The 18,293-nt window shown below is 69.2% G+C and carries 17 protein-coding genes; 7 read left to right on the top strand and 10 right to left on the bottom strand.

Features of this window, described 5'->3' with window-relative positions; genetic code table 11:
- Positions 1-277 precede the first annotated feature (277 nt).
- Together ABZ896_RS12525 and ABZ896_RS12520 are read left to right on the top strand one after the other, a co-directional pair.
- A complete protein-coding gene (locus tag ABZ896_RS12525; protein WP_360926226.1) occupies positions 278-1,612 on the top strand; it encodes a hypothetical protein in 1,335 nt (444 codons plus the stop codon).
- A gap of 709 nt (positions 1,613-2,321) precedes the next feature.
- Positions 2,322-3,152, top strand: a complete 831-nt coding sequence (locus ABZ896_RS12520) for a hypothetical protein (protein ID WP_360926224.1) — start codon at positions 2,322-2,324, stop codon at positions 3,150-3,152.
- A gap of 103 nt (positions 3,153-3,255) precedes the next feature.
- On the opposite strand, the gene ABZ896_RS12515 is transcribed toward ABZ896_RS12520, so the two are convergent.
- The 4 genes from ABZ896_RS12515 to ABZ896_RS12500 all read right to left on the bottom strand — a co-directional run bounded on the left by ABZ896_RS12515 (position 3,256) and on the right by ABZ896_RS12500 (position 7,374).
- On the bottom strand, positions 3,256-3,546 hold the full coding sequence (locus ABZ896_RS12515) for a hypothetical protein (protein ID WP_360926221.1): 291 nt from the start codon (positions 3,544-3,546) through the stop codon (positions 3,256-3,258).
- Between the two features lie 136 nt (positions 3,547-3,682).
- The gene (locus ABZ896_RS12510; RefSeq protein ID WP_360926309.1) at positions 3,683-5,461 is read right to left on the bottom strand and encodes an RNA-binding domain-containing protein; all 1,779 of its coding nucleotides are present in this window, start codon (positions 5,459-5,461) and stop codon (positions 3,683-3,685) included.
- 136 nt (positions 5,462-5,597) lie between these two features.
- Positions 5,598-6,044, bottom strand: coding sequence for a hypothetical protein (locus ABZ896_RS12505; protein ID WP_360926218.1), 447 nt, complete (start codon positions 6,042-6,044; stop codon positions 5,598-5,600).
- 283 nt (positions 6,045-6,327) lie between these two features.
- A complete protein-coding gene (locus ABZ896_RS12500; RefSeq protein ID WP_360926215.1) occupies positions 6,328-7,374 on the bottom strand; it encodes a hypothetical protein in 1,047 nt (348 codons plus the stop codon).
- 239 nt (positions 7,375-7,613) lie between these two features.
- On the opposite strand from ABZ896_RS12500, the gene ABZ896_RS12495 reads away from it, so the two are divergent.
- Both ABZ896_RS12495 and ABZ896_RS12490 read left to right on the top strand, forming a co-directional pair.
- Positions 7,614-7,949 carry a hypothetical protein gene (locus tag ABZ896_RS12495; RefSeq protein ID WP_360926212.1) on the top strand — a complete coding sequence of 112 codons (336 nt, stop codon included), beginning with the start codon at positions 7,614-7,616 and terminating at the stop codon, positions 7,947-7,949.
- Between the two features lie 11 nt (positions 7,950-7,960).
- The gene (locus tag ABZ896_RS12490) at positions 7,961-8,761 is read left to right on the top strand and encodes a GNAT family N-acetyltransferase (protein ID WP_360926210.1); all 801 of its coding nucleotides are present in this window, start codon (positions 7,961-7,963) and stop codon (positions 8,759-8,761) included.
- A gap of 975 nt (positions 8,762-9,736) precedes the next feature.
- Here the strand turns inward: ABZ896_RS12490 and ABZ896_RS12485 are convergent.
- Positions 9,737-10,093, bottom strand: a complete 357-nt coding sequence (locus ABZ896_RS12485) for a hypothetical protein (protein ID WP_360926207.1) — start codon at positions 10,091-10,093, stop codon at positions 9,737-9,739.
- A gap of 375 nt (positions 10,094-10,468) precedes the next feature.
- Entirely contained in the window at positions 10,469-10,972 is a 504-nt protein-coding gene (locus ABZ896_RS12480; RefSeq protein WP_360926205.1) for a hypothetical protein, read from the bottom strand.
- 420 nt (positions 10,973-11,392) lie between these two features.
- Between ABZ896_RS12480 and ABZ896_RS12475 the strand changes: the two genes are divergently transcribed.
- A complete protein-coding gene (locus tag ABZ896_RS12475; protein WP_360926202.1) occupies positions 11,393-12,862 on the top strand; it encodes a hypothetical protein in 1,470 nt (489 codons plus the stop codon).
- 134 nt (positions 12,863-12,996) lie between these two features.
- Here ABZ896_RS12475 and ABZ896_RS12470 read toward each other — a convergent pair whose 3' ends face one another.
- The 4 genes from ABZ896_RS12470 to ABZ896_RS12455 form a co-directional block, all read right to left on the bottom strand.
- Positions 12,997-13,941, bottom strand: coding sequence for a GIY-YIG nuclease family protein (locus ABZ896_RS12470; protein WP_360926199.1), 945 nt, complete (start codon positions 13,939-13,941; stop codon positions 12,997-12,999).
- A gap of 778 nt (positions 13,942-14,719) precedes the next feature.
- Positions 14,720-16,081 (bottom strand): helix-turn-helix transcriptional regulator, encoded by a 1,362-nt coding sequence (locus ABZ896_RS12465; RefSeq protein ID WP_360926197.1) that lies wholly within the window; start codon positions 16,079-16,081, stop codon positions 14,720-14,722.
- Between the two features lie 422 nt (positions 16,082-16,503).
- Positions 16,504-16,875, bottom strand: coding sequence for a fic family toxin-antitoxin system, toxin component (locus ABZ896_RS12460; protein WP_360926194.1), 372 nt, complete (start codon positions 16,873-16,875; stop codon positions 16,504-16,506).
- A gap of 14 nt (positions 16,876-16,889) precedes the next feature.
- Entirely contained in the window at positions 16,890-17,111 is a 222-nt protein-coding gene (locus ABZ896_RS12455) for a hypothetical protein (protein WP_360926192.1), read from the bottom strand.
- 261 nt (positions 17,112-17,372) lie between these two features.
- On the opposite strand from ABZ896_RS12455, the gene ABZ896_RS12450 reads away from it, so the two are divergent.
- Positions 17,373-17,588: a hypothetical protein gene (locus ABZ896_RS12450; RefSeq protein WP_360926189.1), complete on the top strand. Its 216-nt coding sequence runs from the start codon at positions 17,373-17,375 to the stop codon at positions 17,586-17,588.
- A gap of 258 nt (positions 17,589-17,846) precedes the next feature.
- The gene (locus tag ABZ896_RS12445; RefSeq protein WP_360926186.1) at positions 17,847-18,209 is read left to right on the top strand and encodes a hypothetical protein; all 363 of its coding nucleotides are present in this window, start codon (positions 17,847-17,849) and stop codon (positions 18,207-18,209) included.
- Positions 18,210-18,293: the final 84 nt, after the last annotated feature.

Below are 18,293 nucleotides of genomic sequence, written 5' to 3'. Positions count from 1 at the left end.
GTCCGACGGCCGACCCCCTGGCCAGCGTCGGCGAGTTCGCGGCGTGTTCCTCCGCCGTTGCTCCGGGGCAGTCGCCATCGCCTCGTTCCCCCGGCGTGGCCTGAACACGAGGCCATAGAGTCACAGGGTGAATCCCTGTCGCGCCCATGGCGTCTTCGTTTCGACGTGCTTCGACTGTTGCCGGCAGGCCCTGACCACGAAGCCAGGCGATGTGGAGGAGCTCACGCGGCGCACGCCGGAGGCGTTCGCCTCGTTCGCCGGGGAGAACCGAACATGGGTGGAGAATCTCCTGCTCGCCGACGGAGCCGGCCGTTCGCTCGTCGGGTGGTCTTTCTCCAGCGGTCCGCCGCTTGTGGTGCGCTGGGCCGCGTGCGCGACACCCGAGATCGCCAAGGTATTGCCGGTTCCTTCGGCAGTGGCCGCGGGGCTCGCCCGGGCGTACCTGCAGCGCGAGGGCGTGCGGGCCGGTCACGAGAGGTGGGCGTCGATGGTCCGGGAGCGCCTCGATCCTTATGTGGATCAGAAGTTGGCGCGGCTGTGGCGTGACGTGGCGCTCCTGGCCGAGGAGCGTGATCCTGTCGCAAGAGCCGGGCTGCGCCGCCGTGTGGAGGGGCTGGCCCGGCCGGGACTGTGGGCGCGTTCGCTGGAGTGGCTTCTGCTCCTGGGCGACGGTCTGAAGGGCCTGGATGTGGCGCTCACCGTCGCGCTCGCCGACCAGCACCCCACCGTCCGCCGGGCCGTCAGCCGCTGCTGCCGCAGCCCCGTCCTCACCGTGCAGTTACGCGCAGCCGGGATACAGGCCTCGGCCGAGACCACCGCTCCGCTCGAGGAACGGCTGCTGAGCATCGTCTCCGCGTCCCTCGACGCCCGCCGTGCCGACTTCCCCCGTCCGTTGTCCGCGCCGTCGTCAACCTGGCTGGCCGACCACGGTCTGGAAGACCTCGTACGAGGTGCCACACGCCGTGCGGTCGCCGACTTCTCGATGTCCATGGACGACCTCGGAGCCGCGGAAGAGGAGCACCTGACCGCGACACTGCTGTCCGAGCTCGTCAGAGCGTTCACCTCGCTGCCCGCCGACACCCGGCTGGCCGGGGTGGCCGGCCCGCACCTGCGGGTCGGCCACCGCACCGTGACGAAGAGGGAAGAGAAGACCAACGGTGCCGACATCGGCGTCGTCGTCGACGTACGCGTACCCGGTCGCCTCCACCTGCGTTCAGGAGACCTCATCCAGGTCAAGAAGGCCCCCAGAACCGGGCGTGAGGACTCATGGACCATCAAGCGCCTCCAGCTGCATACCCTGTTGGAGCACAGCGCCAGCGCGGTGTACTGGCTGATTCGCGCCACCGGTGACGTCCTGGTGGTCCCCGCGAAGTTCCTCGCCGCAATTGAGAACGCGACCGCGCGCCCCTCCTCCAGGCAGTTCACCGTCAGTCACACGGCCGTGCGGCACGCCGCGATACGCATGGAGCAGTACCTGCCCGACCTGGTCGTGGGCCTGTGGCTGGGCAGCACGGGTGAGCGGACTCTCCAGGCCGCCGAAGGCACGGGCGGCACCACCAGACCGCGGTTCGCCCTCACCATCGACGTCGTCCTCCCCCGAGAGGAGGGATAGCAGACGGGCCGACGATCGGTAGCCGGCCACCGACCCCGCGGGCAGTCCAGGCGATCACCAGGAATCGGGATCACACGGTGATCAACGGGGCCTGACGCCTTGCGTGGCCATCGCGTGCGGCAGACGGAAGTCCAGAACCGGGCTCATCTCGCGCAAGACAGCCTCTGCCGTCCTGCGGGCATCGGCGACTACATCACCGCGTTCGCGTATGAGCCGGTCGTAGATCGGGGCGTCGCCCCGCTCCGTTGCGCTCACCGTACTGGTCCCTTCGTGACGACGGCACCTGCCTTGTCCCGAGGGCCGCAGGCGGAGGCCGAGTGTATGGGGCACACTCCGCCGGCATCGCATGGTTCCGCCAGGCGGGATGCACCCTGGCAACGGGCCGGGTGGCTGGCACCCGCGCCGTCCCGAAAGCCTCACCAGGCCGAGGCGGGCTCGGCGCGCCTCACGAAGGGTCGAGTGCCGTTCCCGCCCGCCACGAGGCCGAGCGTCGGCGAAAGTGCCGGACCAACCAGACCTGGACTGTGCCGGCCCGGATCGGCGACACCGAACCTGCCCACGTCGCAGGCATGCGACGAGCCCGATGCCGAGTCGTGCGGTGGCGGCCGCGAGCCCGCGCACGGGCAGGCCGGAAACGACGTGGTCGTCCAGTGCCGGCTCTCCGAAAACCGGAGGCCGCAGCACCGTCGGTCCCCGAAGATGTGTTGATGTGACGCAGACCCTTTCCAGCCCCACTCTGGCCGTCCTCACCAAGATCGCCATCGAGCGGATGAAGACCGAGATCACCACCAGCCTGCTCGCCGCGGACCTCGACCGGTTCATCACCGAAGCCGAGAGCTCCTCCAAGCAGAAGCTGGTCCAGGTGACCTTGATGAATGCCCGCCGTGCCGCCCAGAACGGGGACAAGGACGCCCACCGCGGGCTGCTCGCATTCACCCTGGAGCAGACGAGCCTGTTCCGGCATCCCGACAAGCACACGCCGGGGAGCCTGCTGTTCCAGCTCAAAGACTCGCTTCTCGCGGACGGCTACGACCTCCAGTGGGAAGACCCCACCATCCGAAGGGCGACCGGCCCGAACTCGCACATCGAGATCGACAACGGGCCCGTCGTCTATCACATCCGCCCGATCGACGCCCCGGGCACCGAGATGTCCGAAGAGATCACCGCGCTGGAGGCCCAGCTCCGTGCCGCCGGATTCGATGTCGCCCTGACCCACTACACACAGGCGGTCGACAACCTGAACCATCACAACTACGAGGCCAGTAACGGCGCACTCCGGCCGCTGCTCGAGGACGTGATCTTGCGCGTCGCGGCGAACTACGGCTACACGGGCCGGACCGCCGGCGGCGCGGCCGCCCATTGGATGGTCGATGAGAAGAAGGTCGTGCCGGAGAAGTGGGGCCGTCTTTTGCAGGGAGCCTGGGACATCTCGCACCCGCAAGGCCCCCATCCCGGCCGGTCCAGCGCGGACGAGGCGCGCTTCCGGATGGTGATCATCACGAGCATCACGCGGAGGCTGCTGCAGCACGCTGGCCTCTGAACCCGGTCCGGGCTGCCCGCGGGACGCCGCCTCCGGTACCTCCAGACGCGCGCCCGCCTGCGCAGTTTCATCCTCACGGTGGCGCCGGGCAGGCCGTCTCCGGTCAGATGTCGAGTTCCGCGTCGAGAGGGAGCGACACCACGGAACCGAGTTCGAGGGGAGGGACGATCGCCGAGCTGTCAGCCTTCTTCACCTGGCGGAGCCAGCGCTGACCAGTGTGCCCTGCTCCGCTTCCTTCCACGTCCCCGTCCTCGGGCTCGGCCCACGTCACCGCGCCCGGGAACTTGGCCTCGGCCTGTCGATCGCACCATTCCTGGGCCGCCTCGGGCGTGCTGAAGAGCGCACGCCCGACCATCGGAAAGCTGGCCAGGAAGAAGAAGGTGGAATCGCTCATGGCCCGCAGCGTAGCGGTGGCCTTCAACAGGCTGGTAGAGATCCTTTTGAGTCACCCTGGAGCCACCCACGGCACGAAGCGGGGTGCCGGGGCCGCCCGGTTACCTGTGGTCCTCCGGTAACCGTCCAGGACCTTCCTACAGTTCCACCTCGGCATCCACGTAGCCGAACTGCGTGGCCATGTGCACGAGCGCCCGGCGCAGCAGTTCCTTGCGCCTCGTCCGTTCCATCGCGGGCGAGGCGGTGATCGTGACGGCCATGAGCGGCCGTCCGCCGCCGTCTCTCGGACCGAGCGGCTTGAGATCGATGTACGTGTCGAGGATGGGCAAGGCGCCGTTGGGGCCGGGCTGTTCGCAGGTGATCCGCAGTTCCGTCGTGGGCGGGCCCGCCCACCGCTGGCCGGACGGATCGCCGCCAACGACGTCGGGCAGGACCTCCGCGGCCGTCTCCCACGCGCTCAGCAGCACGTGCTGAACCTCGTCGAAGCCGAGACGGGCGGCCTCGTGTGGTCCGAGGGCTTGCGCCCACGCTTCCGGATCCTCGATCACGATGTCCGCGCAGGCGACCACCGTTGAGTTCATCGCGGTGGGCAGGGCGAGCATGACGGAGCCTCTCAAGGCCGGTCTGCCGTCCGGTGCGGTGATGGTGCACGCATAGCCGACGGAGCGGGCGGAGTTACCGGACGCCCCTCGTTCCCAGCGGGCCGCCGGCAGGTCCGCGCCCCGGCGTCTGGACAGCATGGTCACCGCGCCGACGACCGCGGTGAAGGGGAGCTGCTCTTCGAGTTGGGTACGCCGAGGCTTGGTGATCTGCAGCGTGTGCGGGTTGGCCCAGGGCAGGGTCACCAAGGCGCGCAGGCGCAGCGCCGGTGTCTGGCCGCCAGTCCAGTTCTCGGCTGATCGGCCCTGGTCGAGGCTGAAGCTGGGGATCGGTTCCCAGCGCCACACGCCGCGGCCTGAACAGGTCAGGCGGCCCGCGCCCCACGTCCCGCCGTCGAGGTCCACACTGCGTGTGTCGGGCCCGATCACCCACGGTGTGTCCTGGCCGTCGGGCGGAACGGGATAGCCCACGGCCGCGAGCGGGTCGTGGCCCGGAGCGTGCCGGCCGGCTCCCATGATCGCCTGCCAGATGGGGGCGGCAACCGCGCCTGGCGGGTGATCGGCTACCAGGCACAGCGTCCACCCCGGTTCGCCGTCGCGGTCGTGGTCCAGGTCCTGGAGGACTGCGGGACCGTGCGCCCAGGCTTCCCCGGCCGGCTGCCCCAGCCCGGCGTCGGCCAGTTGCCGGTGGGCATCGCGTACGTCCCGCTCCCGGTCCGGGAGCCCCTGGCCAAGACGCAGACCGCGCTCTGCCCCGGCGTCGGCCACCGCCTCGCGGACGAGCTTCGCGAGCGCCTGAGCGGACAGCAGCACCTGGACCTCGGCACGCGGCAGCCAGTGCGTCCCGTCGCCGTCGCGTATCGGCACGGCGACCGTGTGCGGCTGCTCCGATCCCGGCTTCCCGGTGGGCGCCGCCACGACGCAGAGCACGCCGACGGCCTGCTCAGGGACGTGGATGAACACCACCCGTTGGCCGTTGCCGCCGGACCAGCCGATGCGGACCCCGCGGGGCGCCGGGGTGATCCGCTGACGGATCAGCTGGCGGATCTGGTCCACGTTCACCGCGTCCGGGTGGACGCCGACGATGTGGTCGAGGACTTCTTGGTCGTCCTCCAGGCGGGTGGCGACGCCGATCACGATGACACCTCCGCCGCCGTTGGCGAACGCCGCAACGTCCTTGGCGAGTTCCTCGCCCGCGCGAGGATCGGCGAACTGGTACGGGGCGGCTTTCGCGTCGATCCACTGCACCTCGCGCTGTCCGAGCAGCAGGCCCGGGTCGTGTGCGTCCAGGGCGGCCAACGCTGCCTTCAGGTCCATCGTCACCCCGGCAGTATCCACTGGTGCCTCAGCGGGGCGCCGCCGGGTTTCGCGGGGACACGGCGGCGCCCCGGGCTGCGCGTGCGGGCAACCGGCCGGGCTCTGCCGCTCCGCACGGTCGGCGGCCCCACGCCCCTCAGCTGGAACGCGCGTTGGTGTAGTTGCTGATCCTCGTTGCGTCGTGGTCCATGAGCTCGGACAAGGAGGCGCCCGCCCATAGGACGAAGGACAGCGCCATCTCCCGGGCGTCCTCCAGTTCGTGCTCCGGGCGGAGGTAGCCGAGGTAGGGAACGGCGAGGCGCGCCGCGTGGTCGGCTGCCGAGACGCCGGCCCGGGGCGCGGCCACGACGGTCACGATCTCCATTGCGGTGGGTCCGGCGGGGTGGGCGTGGCGCTGCTGCTGGCAGACCTGATCGCCGAAGTCCCGCAGCCAGCGCTCGAACCGACCCCGATCCTGCCTGACTTGTTGGAGGCGGTAGCCGCACCACTCGGTTGCCAGCCACTCGATCAGGATCAGTGAGTCCTCGCGAAGGGTGCCGACTGCGCGCCAGGACTCCAGCGCGGCCGTGAGCACGCCGTACATTTCAAAATCTGGCGGCGGAGGGCCGTCGCTGCCCTGGGCTCGGTGAGCAGCCTCTGCCTGAGCGGCCATCCGGATCAGGGAGATCGCGGTAGTACGTGGGGTGGGACGGGCTGCGGTGTCGGACACGGAGTCTCCTCTGTGGTGTGGAGGTGACGGGCCTGCGGCAGGGCGGAGCGGGCCGGAAGCCGGGGCTCGGGATCACTGCGATGCTGGCCGCGACTTCGGCGTCCGGCGCGTGGGCCTGAACGCCGCCGCCGTGACCGTCGTCCGCCTCGCCTGGTTGTTACGTCGCGGAGCCGTCGAGGTTACCGAATGCGTCGGCGAGGCGGAGGACGCCTTCTGTGCCGAACACGGTGCGGAACTTCACACGGTCGCCTCCGGTGTCGCTTTCAGCGAAGTCGAACCATCGGCTCGCGCGCAGCGCTTGGGCTACGCACTCGCCCACCGCGTTGCCGACCGGGGCAGCGGACGATTCGGGCTTCAGCAGGCTCGCCAGGTCCAGGCTCTGGCGTTCCAGGTACTGGACGAGCAGGTGCGCGAGGGCACGTGACGGGTCACTGGTGTGGAACTGGCCGTCGTCCGGGCGCAGTTGGCCCGGGAAGACCACGGTACGGGTGAAGTAGTCGGTCAGGACGCCGAACATCTCGGGGTCCGGGTACCGGGCTTGGCCGTCATGCTCCTTGATCGCCGCGTCGAGGATGAGGTTGACGTGCCGGCGGCGGGCAAGTTCGTCGGCGCCCGGCTCGCACGGTCGGCTGCCGCCGAAGACCCCTTCCCATGATGCTGCTCGTGCCCCGTCGTCCGTACGAGCAGCGGTGTTGCTCACCACGTCGCCGGAGAGGACGCCGTCGACCTGGCCTTGCCAGGTAAGGAAGTGCGCCGCTTCCTCTTCGAGCCGCTGGTAGTCGGCGTCGTATTTGTCGTCGTCATAGAGGGAGGAGGTCTTCACCAGGTCCATCACCGCCGCGGCGTGTTCCCAGCGGTCCTCCGAGGCGGGCAGTTGGCCTCGGCGGCCGTCCATCAGCGCCGGCAGCAGGGCGATGACCGAGTCCGGGGCCGCAAGCGGAGGCACCGGGAGGGGCACGAGCCGGTCCTCATTTCGCCCCTTGAAGCCCCAGCCCGTCGCCGAGTCCCACTCAAGGTCCAGCCCGGCGGGCCACTCCCCGCTGGTCAGGTCCGGAGCATGACTACTCCACGACCAGCGCGCCCCCGCCGCACCGCACGCATCGGTGCGGTGTACTGAGAACTCTGCCGAGTCCGAGTAGCCGGCCCGGCTCAGAGCCGTTTCCATGGCACGGACGTAGGTCTTCCAGACCCTGAAGTGGTCCACTGCGGCGTCTCCTTGATGGTCCTGTGCGTCTCAACCGCACATGGGGCCACCCTGCCAGCCGGCACTGACAGCCCCACCGAACCGCCTCGCACACAACTCGCACAGGCGAACTGAGGTGCGACCACCGGTGCCACCGGAACCCCCTGCGCACCGCACACGCCCAAGTGATCGCGGCTCTCTCCCAGGCAGCTTCGGTCAATTCTGCCCAGTCGACACCGACTTCGCGACACCATGTCTACGTGAACGCACTGGCCGCACGCCTCTCGACCACCCGCGCCCGTGCCATCGAGGAGATGGCAGACGCCGTGCCGAAGTGGGGGGTCGACACCCCCGACGACCCGGGCGTCGCCGAGCTCGCCGAAGTTCTGGCCGCAGCTGTCGGCCGCCTCCTGGGCGGCCTTGACGCACACGATGCCGCGACAGCACACCTGACGGCTGCTGTCGAACACCTCCGGGCAGCCGCCCGGCTCGGCGGCCTGATGCCCGTCGTCTTCTGCGCGCACCTTCGCCTCGCCCTGCAGCAGGAGCGCAGGGCCCGCCCTGCCCTGGATCGGGCGGGGACGCCGTCGAGGTGACCGATACCTTCATGGCCCCCGTCGACATCACCCTCGCCCGTGTCTGGCCCTCCCAACTGCGAACAGACCGGCTGCTCCTGCGGCCCGTTGTACCCGACGACGCCCACCTGATTCGCACCCTGCTCACCGACAAGAGGGTCCGGGCCTATCTCGGCGGCCCGCCTTCATCGGAACGGGTGGCCGCACGTCAGTGCGCCTACCCGCAGACGCCCGGCGCCTGGACCGTTGTCCGCGTCGCCGACGACGAGGCCGTCGGCCTCGTGACACTCAGCGCCGACCACCGGTGCACCGGCCGTGCCGAGATCTCTTACCAACTGCTGCCCGACGTATGGGGGCAGGGTCTGGGCCGGGAGGCAGTCAGCGCGGTGACTCGGTTGTGGACGACCGTCGCGCCAGACGGCGGGCCGGTGGTCGCTGTCACCCAGCAGGCGAACGTGGCGTCGCGACGCCTTCTGGAGTCGATCGGCATGGAACTGGTCGAGGAGATCGAGGAGCACGGCGAGCGCCAGTGCATCTACACGCCGAGCATCGACGAGGACGACGCAGAACTTCGCTGGGCCCGCCTGATCTTTGCTCGCCTTGACGAGGTGGAACGACGACGCGGTGACGAGGCGCGCGCCACGCCGGAAGGCCAGCAGCTTCCCGACGATCGGTCGGTCCTCGCTCCCGAGGAACTGGCGAAACTGTGCCCCGTCCGACACGGCGGCTACGGCCGGATCTGCGCTCGAACCGCCGGTCACGGCCCGGACCTTCACCTCGGACGGGCCCCCGACGGCGGCTGGATCGCATGGCTGACCTGCTCGGCAGAATAGCTGGCAACCGGGCTCCCGGATGCTGGCCGCACCGATCAGCCCGGTGGGAGAGTGAGAGAGCCCTCCAGGCGCCGACCACCTCGTCGGCGCACCGATGATGACGTCTCCTTCGGGCGGAAGCGCGACAATGGGCCGTACCGAAGGCAGGCTGCCAATCCGGCCGATACCGAGGACCGGCCAGCTGTACCGCTCCTGCCGGCCGGACACCCGCGCCCCCTACATCCGCGTTACCGGTCCGCGCACGAAGGTCCACGTCACCGTGGTCGACGCCGTCACAGGCAACCGTCCTCGGCTCCTCGCGCTGAGCAGCCCGCACGTGGTGGAGATCACCGAGACCGGTCGGCTCCTCCCCGCGGTCACAGGAGCGGGATACCTGAGGCGTTTCGGCATTGACACCACTGGGGACAAGCACGGAGGCTCCCGGTAACCGGCTCAAATCTAGTATCAACCGGGCCCCTGTGAGAGGGCGGGGAACGAACCCGCCCGCCTGTGATCCAGGGGGTATGTGGTGGGAGTCCTTGAAGCACTGGGGTCCGCTGGCGTCGTCGCCGCAGCTACTGGCGTCGGCGTGTCGGTCATCAGGGCCGTGACAGTCCTGCGCGCGCTCAGAGGATCGGACGCCAGGGAACGGCCGGAGATCATCCGTGCCATGGGAGAGCACTGGCGGCGTAGGCCTTGACGACTCGAACGAGCTGTACCTGGTTGGTTGGTGGTGAGAGGCTGGCTGATGGTTGCTCATGGTCGAGCGGCGGCAACTCGACTCGAGTGCAGTGGGGGGTACAGATCGACGTGGATCGGACACGCAAGAGCCGTCCCGGCGACACGGGGGAACGCCGCCGGGACGACTCAGGCCAGCCTAGCCCGTGACCCGATCTTTTACAGGCAGCTGTCTGGTTCCTTGCGCTGTCGTCCCTCCTGGCAGCAGTGCCCGCCAGCGCAGAGACGGAGTCGGGGACACGCACGTGCGGCTGCAGCTCAGGCGACGGCGCTGAGGTCGTCGAGGTTCGAGACCTTCCAGAGCTTCACCTCGAATGCTGGCCAGAGCGGGTCGTGTGCCTCGATCTCCCGCCGGACAGGCTCGGCTACATCGAGGGCGTCGAAGTCCGCCGCGCGGAGTTCGATCACTGGCCCCATACCGACGAACCCCGTGCCGGGGTGCGCATCGATCCAGTCCTGGTCGACGATCGTGATGGCCCAAGGGCCGAGTCCCACTGGCGACAGCGGAACCTGCAGTACCCGCTGCCCCGTGCAGAGTTCACGTCCTACCTGCGGAGTAATCCCCACCACGACGCCTGGTGCTCCGTCAGCGGCCGTGTAGGAACGGATCTCCATGTCAGGCACTCTGCCCCCACATTTGAGTATCGGAGTATCTCGCCCATCAGCGCGCGGTGTTCACGCGGCTGCGAGCAGACGGAGCAAGAATTCCACAAATGACCGCCTCGCCGCGACGGGATCCGGCGTTCCCGGTGCGGAACAGCGGCACGGTCTCGGAGGCTCGGAAACCTGGTCAGGCCGCCATCAGCCCTCGTCGGAGCGAGGAATGGCGGGATGGCGAACCCTCCGGACCTGACCGGCCGGTGGCTCCAGGACGCACCGGATACAGTCCCTGGAAGACCCGTCCGGCTGGCCACTTGTCGTACTGTCTCGCAATTCTGCGCGTTAGGGGCGGCCCATGCGGCAACGCTCTCCCAGGGAGATCCGGGCTTTTCAGGACCGGTTAGGAGAGCTGGATGGGTGGATGACGCCATTGGACAAGGGGTATGCGAACCCGTACGACGCAGACAACCGGGGGCCGGCGCTGCCGTGGTGATGAGTCATGACGGCACAGTCGAGAGCGCTGGTCGCGCGGAAGAGGTCCTCGGCTTCTCCTCGGAGGAATTGTTCTGCCCAGTGAGGCAGGCCGGCGTCGCCGCGGGCACAGCCGTCGAGCGAGTCGATCGCTTGGTACCAGGTGTCCAGTATGTCGAGGTGGGCGCGGACGAAGCTGTCAACGGCCGCAGCTGGTTTGAGTCTTCCCTCGGTGCCGGGAATGGCTTGGTCAGCGAGGGGTTGCTCGTCGATGCCGTCGAAGCAGTCGAGGATTCCGGCGATGGCCGCGTAGTAGGCGACGACGAAGGGGCGGTCCCCGGCCGGGACTGCGTCGAGGGGAGGGATATCCCATTCGATCAAGGGCTCGATGTCAGCGGTCGCTGGAGATCGTGGTTCGTTCATGGGCTGTATGGTGCCGCTCCCATCACCCTCTCATGGGCTGTTGCCACCGTCGGCAGTGTCTCGCGGCGGCAGTTACCTTCGCCGGCCGCCCCTCTGCCCCGCTGGACTGGGCGCATGGCGGCGGCCCTGAGAGAGCACGGTAGTCACTCGCTCGGGTGATCCGCAGACGCCGGCCGTCCTCTTCATCCCGAGCGTGAGATGTACGTCGGCCCAGCCGCCGTTCCCTGCGGCTGTCCGAGATGTTCATTTCCCGCCGCTTCGTTTCCACGCTCGTCGCGGGTCAGCCAGTGTCCAGGCCGCCCGCGCCGCCTACACCCGTTGTCGGCCGCCAGCGGCTGGCGTCCGACAACGCTGACGAGCTGCGCGTCCATGGCCGCGCCTGTCCGATCCTCACTCTCGGAGGCATATCCGTCCCGTCAGATGGCTACGTTGCCCTGGGAAGGCGAGTGTTCCGAGCAAACGACAGAAGGGAATTCCGGCTTGTACCGCTTACACCCGGTGGCCAACGGGACCAGCACCGATCACCCCATTCCTGGTCTGCCCTTCATCAACGACGGCCGCCTGCCTCTGGACAACCCCGACGCGATCGAACGCACCGGGCGCAACCAGGGAGCTGATCTCTGGGGCCGCACCGATCGCACAGATAACGGCGGATGGGTCGCTTTCACCACCGAGCCCAAGAACGCGTCCTTCGCCTGGGCCGTGTACCTCCATCCGGACTTCGGCCGAACGGTCCTCCTCATCCGCGACAGCGACCAAAGCGATCTGCACCACGAGTGGCTGTACGGGCGTTCGGGCTTCCTGCACCGGCACGGTGGCTACTGGTGGAACGGCGAAGGCTGGCACCGCCCGGGCCAAGTGTGGGACGCAGCCTTCGAGAGCTATGCCCCGCGGTCTGTCGACAACGCCACGACCATGACCGCGGCCGACCTGCTGGACTCCACCGGCGATCCCGAGCGGGCCACCATCATGAAGATCGCCAGCTTCACGGTGCAAGGCCCGATATCCAACTGGAAAGATCATCTGGCGCTGTGGGCGAAGCAGCGGGCCTCGCAGCCAGGCGGGTTGCCGCTGGATGCCTGCGTCGTCGATCTCCACGCACCCGAACTGGACGCCGGAAAGCTTGTCGACAAGTCGGAGCTGGCGCGAATCGCGGGGGTCAGCGTGGACGACCTGCCCGACCCTAAGTACGGCGGGCGCCACGAACTGCCCGAGCCGCAGTACGAAGCAACCGGCGCCATGTGGTGGGCCGAGCCGGTCGCGCAGGACTGGGCCGAGAACTACCGCCGTACCAACGGCCCAGAAGTCCTGCTGTCGGCAACCACTGTGTACGAGACCACCCAGCCGACCGGCCTCGTGACGGATCACAACCGGCTGCGCCGCGTCTTCCACGAGACCCTGACCGAACAGCGCCACAGTTCGGGCAAGAAGCAGGCGCCCTATATGAAGGGCGACTTGGCGAAGAGCGCCGCCGACGCCCTGGCCTGGGATGCGGCAGCGGCGCTCATGTACGGCTCCAACCAGGGACTCGTCCCGCACGGACCTCTGCGTGACGTGCTGGTCGAGTCCATCCTCGGCCGCCTCGCCGAGGACGTCGAACAGCGTGGCGGCGACAGCACAAGCCTGGAGAAGATCCTCCTCTCCGACATGCCCAGAAGCTCGGTGAAGCTCCTGACCTGGTACCTCCAGCACCGTCCTCGTGAGACCGCCAGCATCCTCGGAGATGTCTGCCTCAAGGCCCGCGTACGCCTGGGCCTGCCCCCCACCGTGGTCGGCGACCTGTTCCGCCGGTCCCTGACCCTGGACAGCGGCCTCGACGGCGACACCATCGACGCTCTATTGGGAATGGCCCTGCCTCCCTCCGCGCACGCCCACCGCTGGCGCAAATAGCCCTGCGGACGGCCCACCGTCGGCGTCACCGGCCCCGTCCGGCTGGCGCCGACGCCGCAGCGTGCCTCTCGACGGCGGGCGGCGGTCACAGGTCCTCGCTGCGGCATCGCGCATGAGGTGGATGGGGTTCAGCGTCAGAACAGGGTCAGTGGTTCGGGGCGCGAAGGGGCTGCGGGGTACTGGGTGCGGATAGCGTCGCGTAGTTGTGCGGCGGTGACGCGCTGGGCGTCGAAGGTCTCCGTCCAGCCGTTGGGCAGCTGTGCAGCAGTGAGGAAGACGCCGTTGCCGGCGGCGCGCAGTCGGCGCAGGATCGTCTGCTCGACGACCAGGGCGTCGTCGCCGGTGGGTACGTAGTGCTCGTAGAACAGGGCCCATCCGTAGCGGGCGTGCTGGGCGATGCGGTCGTTGCGCTGGCGAGCACCGGCGACGCCGATCTTGACGGCGTGGTGCTCGGCGTGGGTGACGACATAGACGCGGGCGGGCGCCGCGCGGTCGAAGCCGTGGCTGGCACAGTACTTGCACCCGCGACCGCTGCGGATCTTGGCGAGGGTGGGGGTGGAGGTGCGGCCGCAAGCGATGCAGCGGCACTTCCAGGGGGTCATGACCGTCGTGTACGGCTCCAGGGGTTCAAGGCCGGCTTCACGCATCGAGGCGGCAGCCCGCTCGGGGTCTTCGCGGCGCGCAGCGGCGGCACGGAGGTCGGCGCAGCGGCGGCATCCGCTCTGTCCGGCGAGGATCGAGCCGAAGGTGGGTGACGTGATCGTCCCGCAGCCGTGGCACAGGCATCGCCAGGGGTACTTGACGCCTCGGTACGCCTCCTGGGGTTCGAGCCCGTGTTCGCGCATTTCGGCGACAGCAAGGTCCTCGTCGTGGCGCTGTGCTGCTGCGTTCGCCCGGTCGGCGCACGGCTTACATCCCGGGCGGCTTCGGCCGGTGAGGGAGCCCAGTCGCGGCGAGACGATGGCGCCGCACCGGGTGCATCGGCTCTTCCACGGGAAGGCCGTGCCGGGGTAGGGCTCCAGGGGCTCCAGACCTGCTGCCCGCATGACGGCGGCAGCTGCCTCGGCGTCGTGACGCATCGCCTCGTTGGCCTTGCGCCGGCCGCATGGCCGGCAGCCGCCCTGCCCTTGGCGGATCGAGCCCAGTGTGGGCGTGCCAGTGGCGCCGCAGACCAGGCAGCGGACCGGCCACGGGGAATCGACACCCGGGTACGGGGAGAGGGGCTCCAGCCCGGCCGCACGCATATCGGCCGCCGCTGTGTCCGGGTCGACCGGCGCGTTCGGCGCGCACCACCGGCACGGCCCCGTCCCGGAGTTGATGCGAACGTAGGTGGGGGTGACCTCGCGCCCGCAAGCCGTATGCCGGCACCGCCACTTCCGGTCGCTGCCCGGGTAGGGCTCCAGCGGCTCCAGACCTGACGCACGCATGACCGCGGCCGCTGCCTCGGGTTCGATCCGTGCCCGGTCCGAGCAGTACACGCAACCCCCCTGTCCATGGGCGACGTTGCTCAGGCGCGGGGTGACTTCCCTCCCGCAGGCCCCGTGGCGGCACAGCCACGGGACGCTGGCCCCCGGATACGGTTCGAGCGGCTCCAGGTCCGCTGCGCGCATGATCTCTGCTGGGTCCCGGGGATCCTTGCGCGGACGGCCGACTCCCACGAATTGCTCAACTCCCCGCTGGCGCGCGGGCTCATACCCTCGCTGTGAGTGCAGCATAGATTCGGCCACTGACAACCGCTCAGTTCGGCAGTCGGGGTTAGTTCAGCGGCTCCCGCCGAGTCCGTCTCTGCCTGGAGCCGAGAACGGCGGGGCGGCGGAGGCACGGCCCCGCAGGCGACGTGAGCTTCCGCTTCTCGCCTCACGTAATGTGCAGCGCGGCGGTGACGGCGGACAGTGACGCCGGGCCGGTGGCGATCGTCTCGGCCGCTTGTACAGCGTCGGCGCCATGGGCGAGGAGATAGGCGGTACCTGTATGCGGTCCGTCCGGAGCGCGCCGGGCGACAACGGCGGCCGTGGGGCCGGTGACGGCCAGGCTGATCTGCCACGGTGTTCCGCAGTGATCAGTGACCGCCCGTCCGCCGTTCCCAGCAGGCTCAAGGGTCACGGCTTGCTCCTTGGCGAGCGTTTCCCAGTTCGCGTACAGGCGGGGCGGGGCGGGGACGTGACGCAGTTCGCCGTCGAGCCAGGCGTCGTACAGCGGGTCAAGGGCGGCGTGGTCGGCTCGCCAGGCCGTGAAGGAGGGTTCGGCGGCGAGTTCTTCGTACAGAGCCCGGGCCCGGTCGGCGAACTCGCTCAGTTCGGCGGCGAGATAGCGTTCGCCGGCCAGCCCGACGTCCCCACCGCCTCCGTTGCGGCTGTGCTCGGCGCGTTCCCGGCTGACCGTTTCCAGCTCGGCTTTGGCCTGGTCGACGTCGGCGAGGGCGCCCGGCCGGCTGCTGTTGCGGGCGATGAGCTCGGCGTCGTCGACCTTGATCTGGGCACGGCGCTCAAGGCGGGCGGCTTCCACGGCGCGGTGCAGCCGGACGACGCGTTCTCGGCAGATGCCTTCCTCGGCGCGCAGGCAGCACACGATGTGCGCCCACACCAGGCGGGTGGCCCGCGGGTCTCTCGGCAGGCGTCGCTCGGCTCGGCGGCCGACGGGCCGTTCGGTTCTTTGGTCGATCGTTCGGGCCAGGATCCGCGCAGCCTGGGAGGTACCCGCGCCGACGGCGAGCATCTGGTGGATCAGATCGCGGTCACGTTCGTTGCCGAAGCGCTCGTACGTCTGCTGGAGCCTGGCCTCCGGCCTGCGCAGGTCCGCCGCGAGCGCCTGCAGCTCGTAGAGATGGAGCAGCGCCTCCTCAAGCCGGGGACCGTCGGCGTCGGAGGAAGGCAGAGTGCCGCTTGAGGGATTGAGCTGGCCCGGCAAGCGGCGGGCCAGGTGGATGTCGGAGACCGAGAACGGCATCGGTTCGGACAGGTGAAAGAAGTGGGTGCGGCTGGGACGCCTCGGTTCGGGACGCAACCGCACCTCGAGGCGGAAGTCGGTGCCGGCGATGAGGCGCTGGAGGTCGGCGAAGGATGGCTCCCTGGAGCCGCCCTCGTACTTGCTCAGGGCCGCCTGCCCGATCCCCCTCCCCTCCGCGAGCTCCGTCTGGCTCAGATCGTCGCTTCGCTGCCGTGCCTGGCTGATCAGCCAAGACGCTCGGATAGCGGCGAAGGGGTTCGGGAAGTGCGCCATACCAAAGCCTCCACCAGCACATATTCCAAATTGGACTATAACTATTCCACATTGGATCGTGTCGTGTCGATCATTCCGTTCTCCTGTCGGTACAGGACCGTCGTGGTGTGACGGGGCGACTGGCGCAGGGTCGGTGGTCGCGCGCGAGGCGGTCGCGGCCTGGCTAAGGAGCGATCGGCGTGGAGACCGGGCGCCACAGCGCCGACGGTCTTGTCACATGGTCTGGAACCGCGCCGGAAGAAGGAGTGCTCCCGGCGGCTTCGCGCGGAACGCGGCGCCCGCGAGCATTGATCGTCAACGTACAGGGCGGATGGGCTGCTCAGGAGGTGCCTTCGCGCGCTGGCCCGCCCCGCTGCCGGTGCACCTGCTTGGAACACGGCCCCCTGGGGCAGGCAGTGTTTCATCCCGCCGCCGAAGGTGGATCAGCTGGTCCAGCTCTTGAAGCGGGCGGCGATCTGGCGCACGTCCAGCACTCCGGCAACGGTCTGTTCGATGAGGTCGCCCACGTCGTCGGCCTTCGCCGTCACGGTCAACCCGCACATGGTCAAGAACCCGTAGGCCACGGAAAGGGCGAAGATCTCGTTGGAGTGGGCCAGCGCGGGAACCCGCAGGAGGCACTGAAACAGGGCGGCCGCACGGTGGTGGGGCTCGGGGTAAATCACCCGGTCCATCACCGAGTCGCCGTGACGCGCCACGGCCGCCGCCGTCGCCCCCCAGTCCGTGATGTCCGGCCTATCCTGGAGCTGGCGTTCGATGATCTCCAACAGCCAGCGTCGGTCGATCGTGAGCTGCACGAATGTCTTTCTGCTCAGGCGGCCTGGTGGTGGGGGCGGCTCGGACCGAAACGTTCCGCGAGGGCCTCGCCGAACTCGTCGATGCACGCCTGCGCGCCGGTGAGGAACAGGTGCCTGGGCAGTTGTTCCTTGACGAGCGAGGTCACGTAGGTGTTGGGGTCGACGCCGCTGGCGGCGGCGGCCTGGGTCACCGTGCTGCCCGACTCGTCGCTCATGTCGATCTCGAACCGCGTCATGAGGTAACGGTAGCGGTCGCCGGCACCCTGGGGGAAGCCGATACCCGGCTTCCCCCAGGGTGCGCTGCCGTACGGTCGGCCTTCGGGCAGGCGATGGCCGACCGGCCCGGTCGGTACGTCACGACCCCTACAAAGTCGGCGGCAGGGCATTTCCTGCCGTGGCGGGCCGAGGATCACAACGCATTCAAGCCGAAACCGGCGGCGCTACTTTGCGTGCGCCGGTCCCGCGTCCCTCGTTCCCGCCACAGAAGGAATGCCCCCATGAGCCTGGACATGTTCCATCTCGACGTCGCTCCCACTGAGCAGGACAGGGCGGAGCTCAGCAGCTACGCGCCGGCCGACGGCGGCCTCGCGTGGCGCGAGATGCTGACCGAGCAGGACATCGACGCGGCGTCTACAACGACGACGTCCGCCGGATGCTCCACACCATTCCCAGCGCCTCGGCTCGCCTGCAGGAGCTCGGCGACCTGCTGCTGATCACAACGGTCCGCGAGGCGAGTCGCGTCCGCCCCAGGCGGCTGAGCGGAAGTACCGGAGCACGGGGCCGCACCGAGTGACCGGCGCGTCCGGGCGGGCCGTCTACTGTCGGCGGACCAGGGAACAGTCGCTGGAGAGATCTACTCCCTGGTGGTGAGACGGCGAGGTGGTACTCATGGCCGTGTCGGTGCCTTGCGCTAAGTTCGCCATCTGCACCTCGCCGACGTGCTGGTGGCCACTTTCTACAAGGAGATCCCGGTGGCACAGGCTCACCCCGACCATGCTGAACTGCCAGCCCTGTACCGGGCCGAGGTCGGTGTGTTCCGCGAGCGGTGGACGATGTCCGTCATCGGACCGGACTTGGGCGTTGCCGCCGGCCCGAACATCGACCTCGGTCCCGCTGAAGCACGCACCACGGCTCACCCCGACGACCCGGGGCGCTACATGATCGCCGCCAGCGGCGAGGTTCCGGTCCTGCCCCGGGAGCAGGCCGTACGGGTCCTGGAGACACACGGCTACGTAGTCGAGGCCGCCGCCCGCGAGGACGCGAGGACCGACCAAGGCTGGACCCAGATCACCATGTCGGACTGGACCGCCCCCTGCCAGCCCATCGCTCCCTGACCGCGCCCGCCGATACTCCGGGGTGTCTCCGTTCGTCGGGGCGCAGGGCTGAGTTCCAGGAGCGAGCGCTCGCCGATCGGGTTG

This window comes from Streptomyces sp. NPDC047072, assembly GCF_040643855.1.
Lineage (GTDB): Bacteria > Actinomycetota > Actinomycetes > Streptomycetales > Streptomycetaceae > Streptomyces.
Note: the sequence above shows the minus strand (reverse complement) of the source record. Positions and strands in the feature narration are given on the sequence as shown.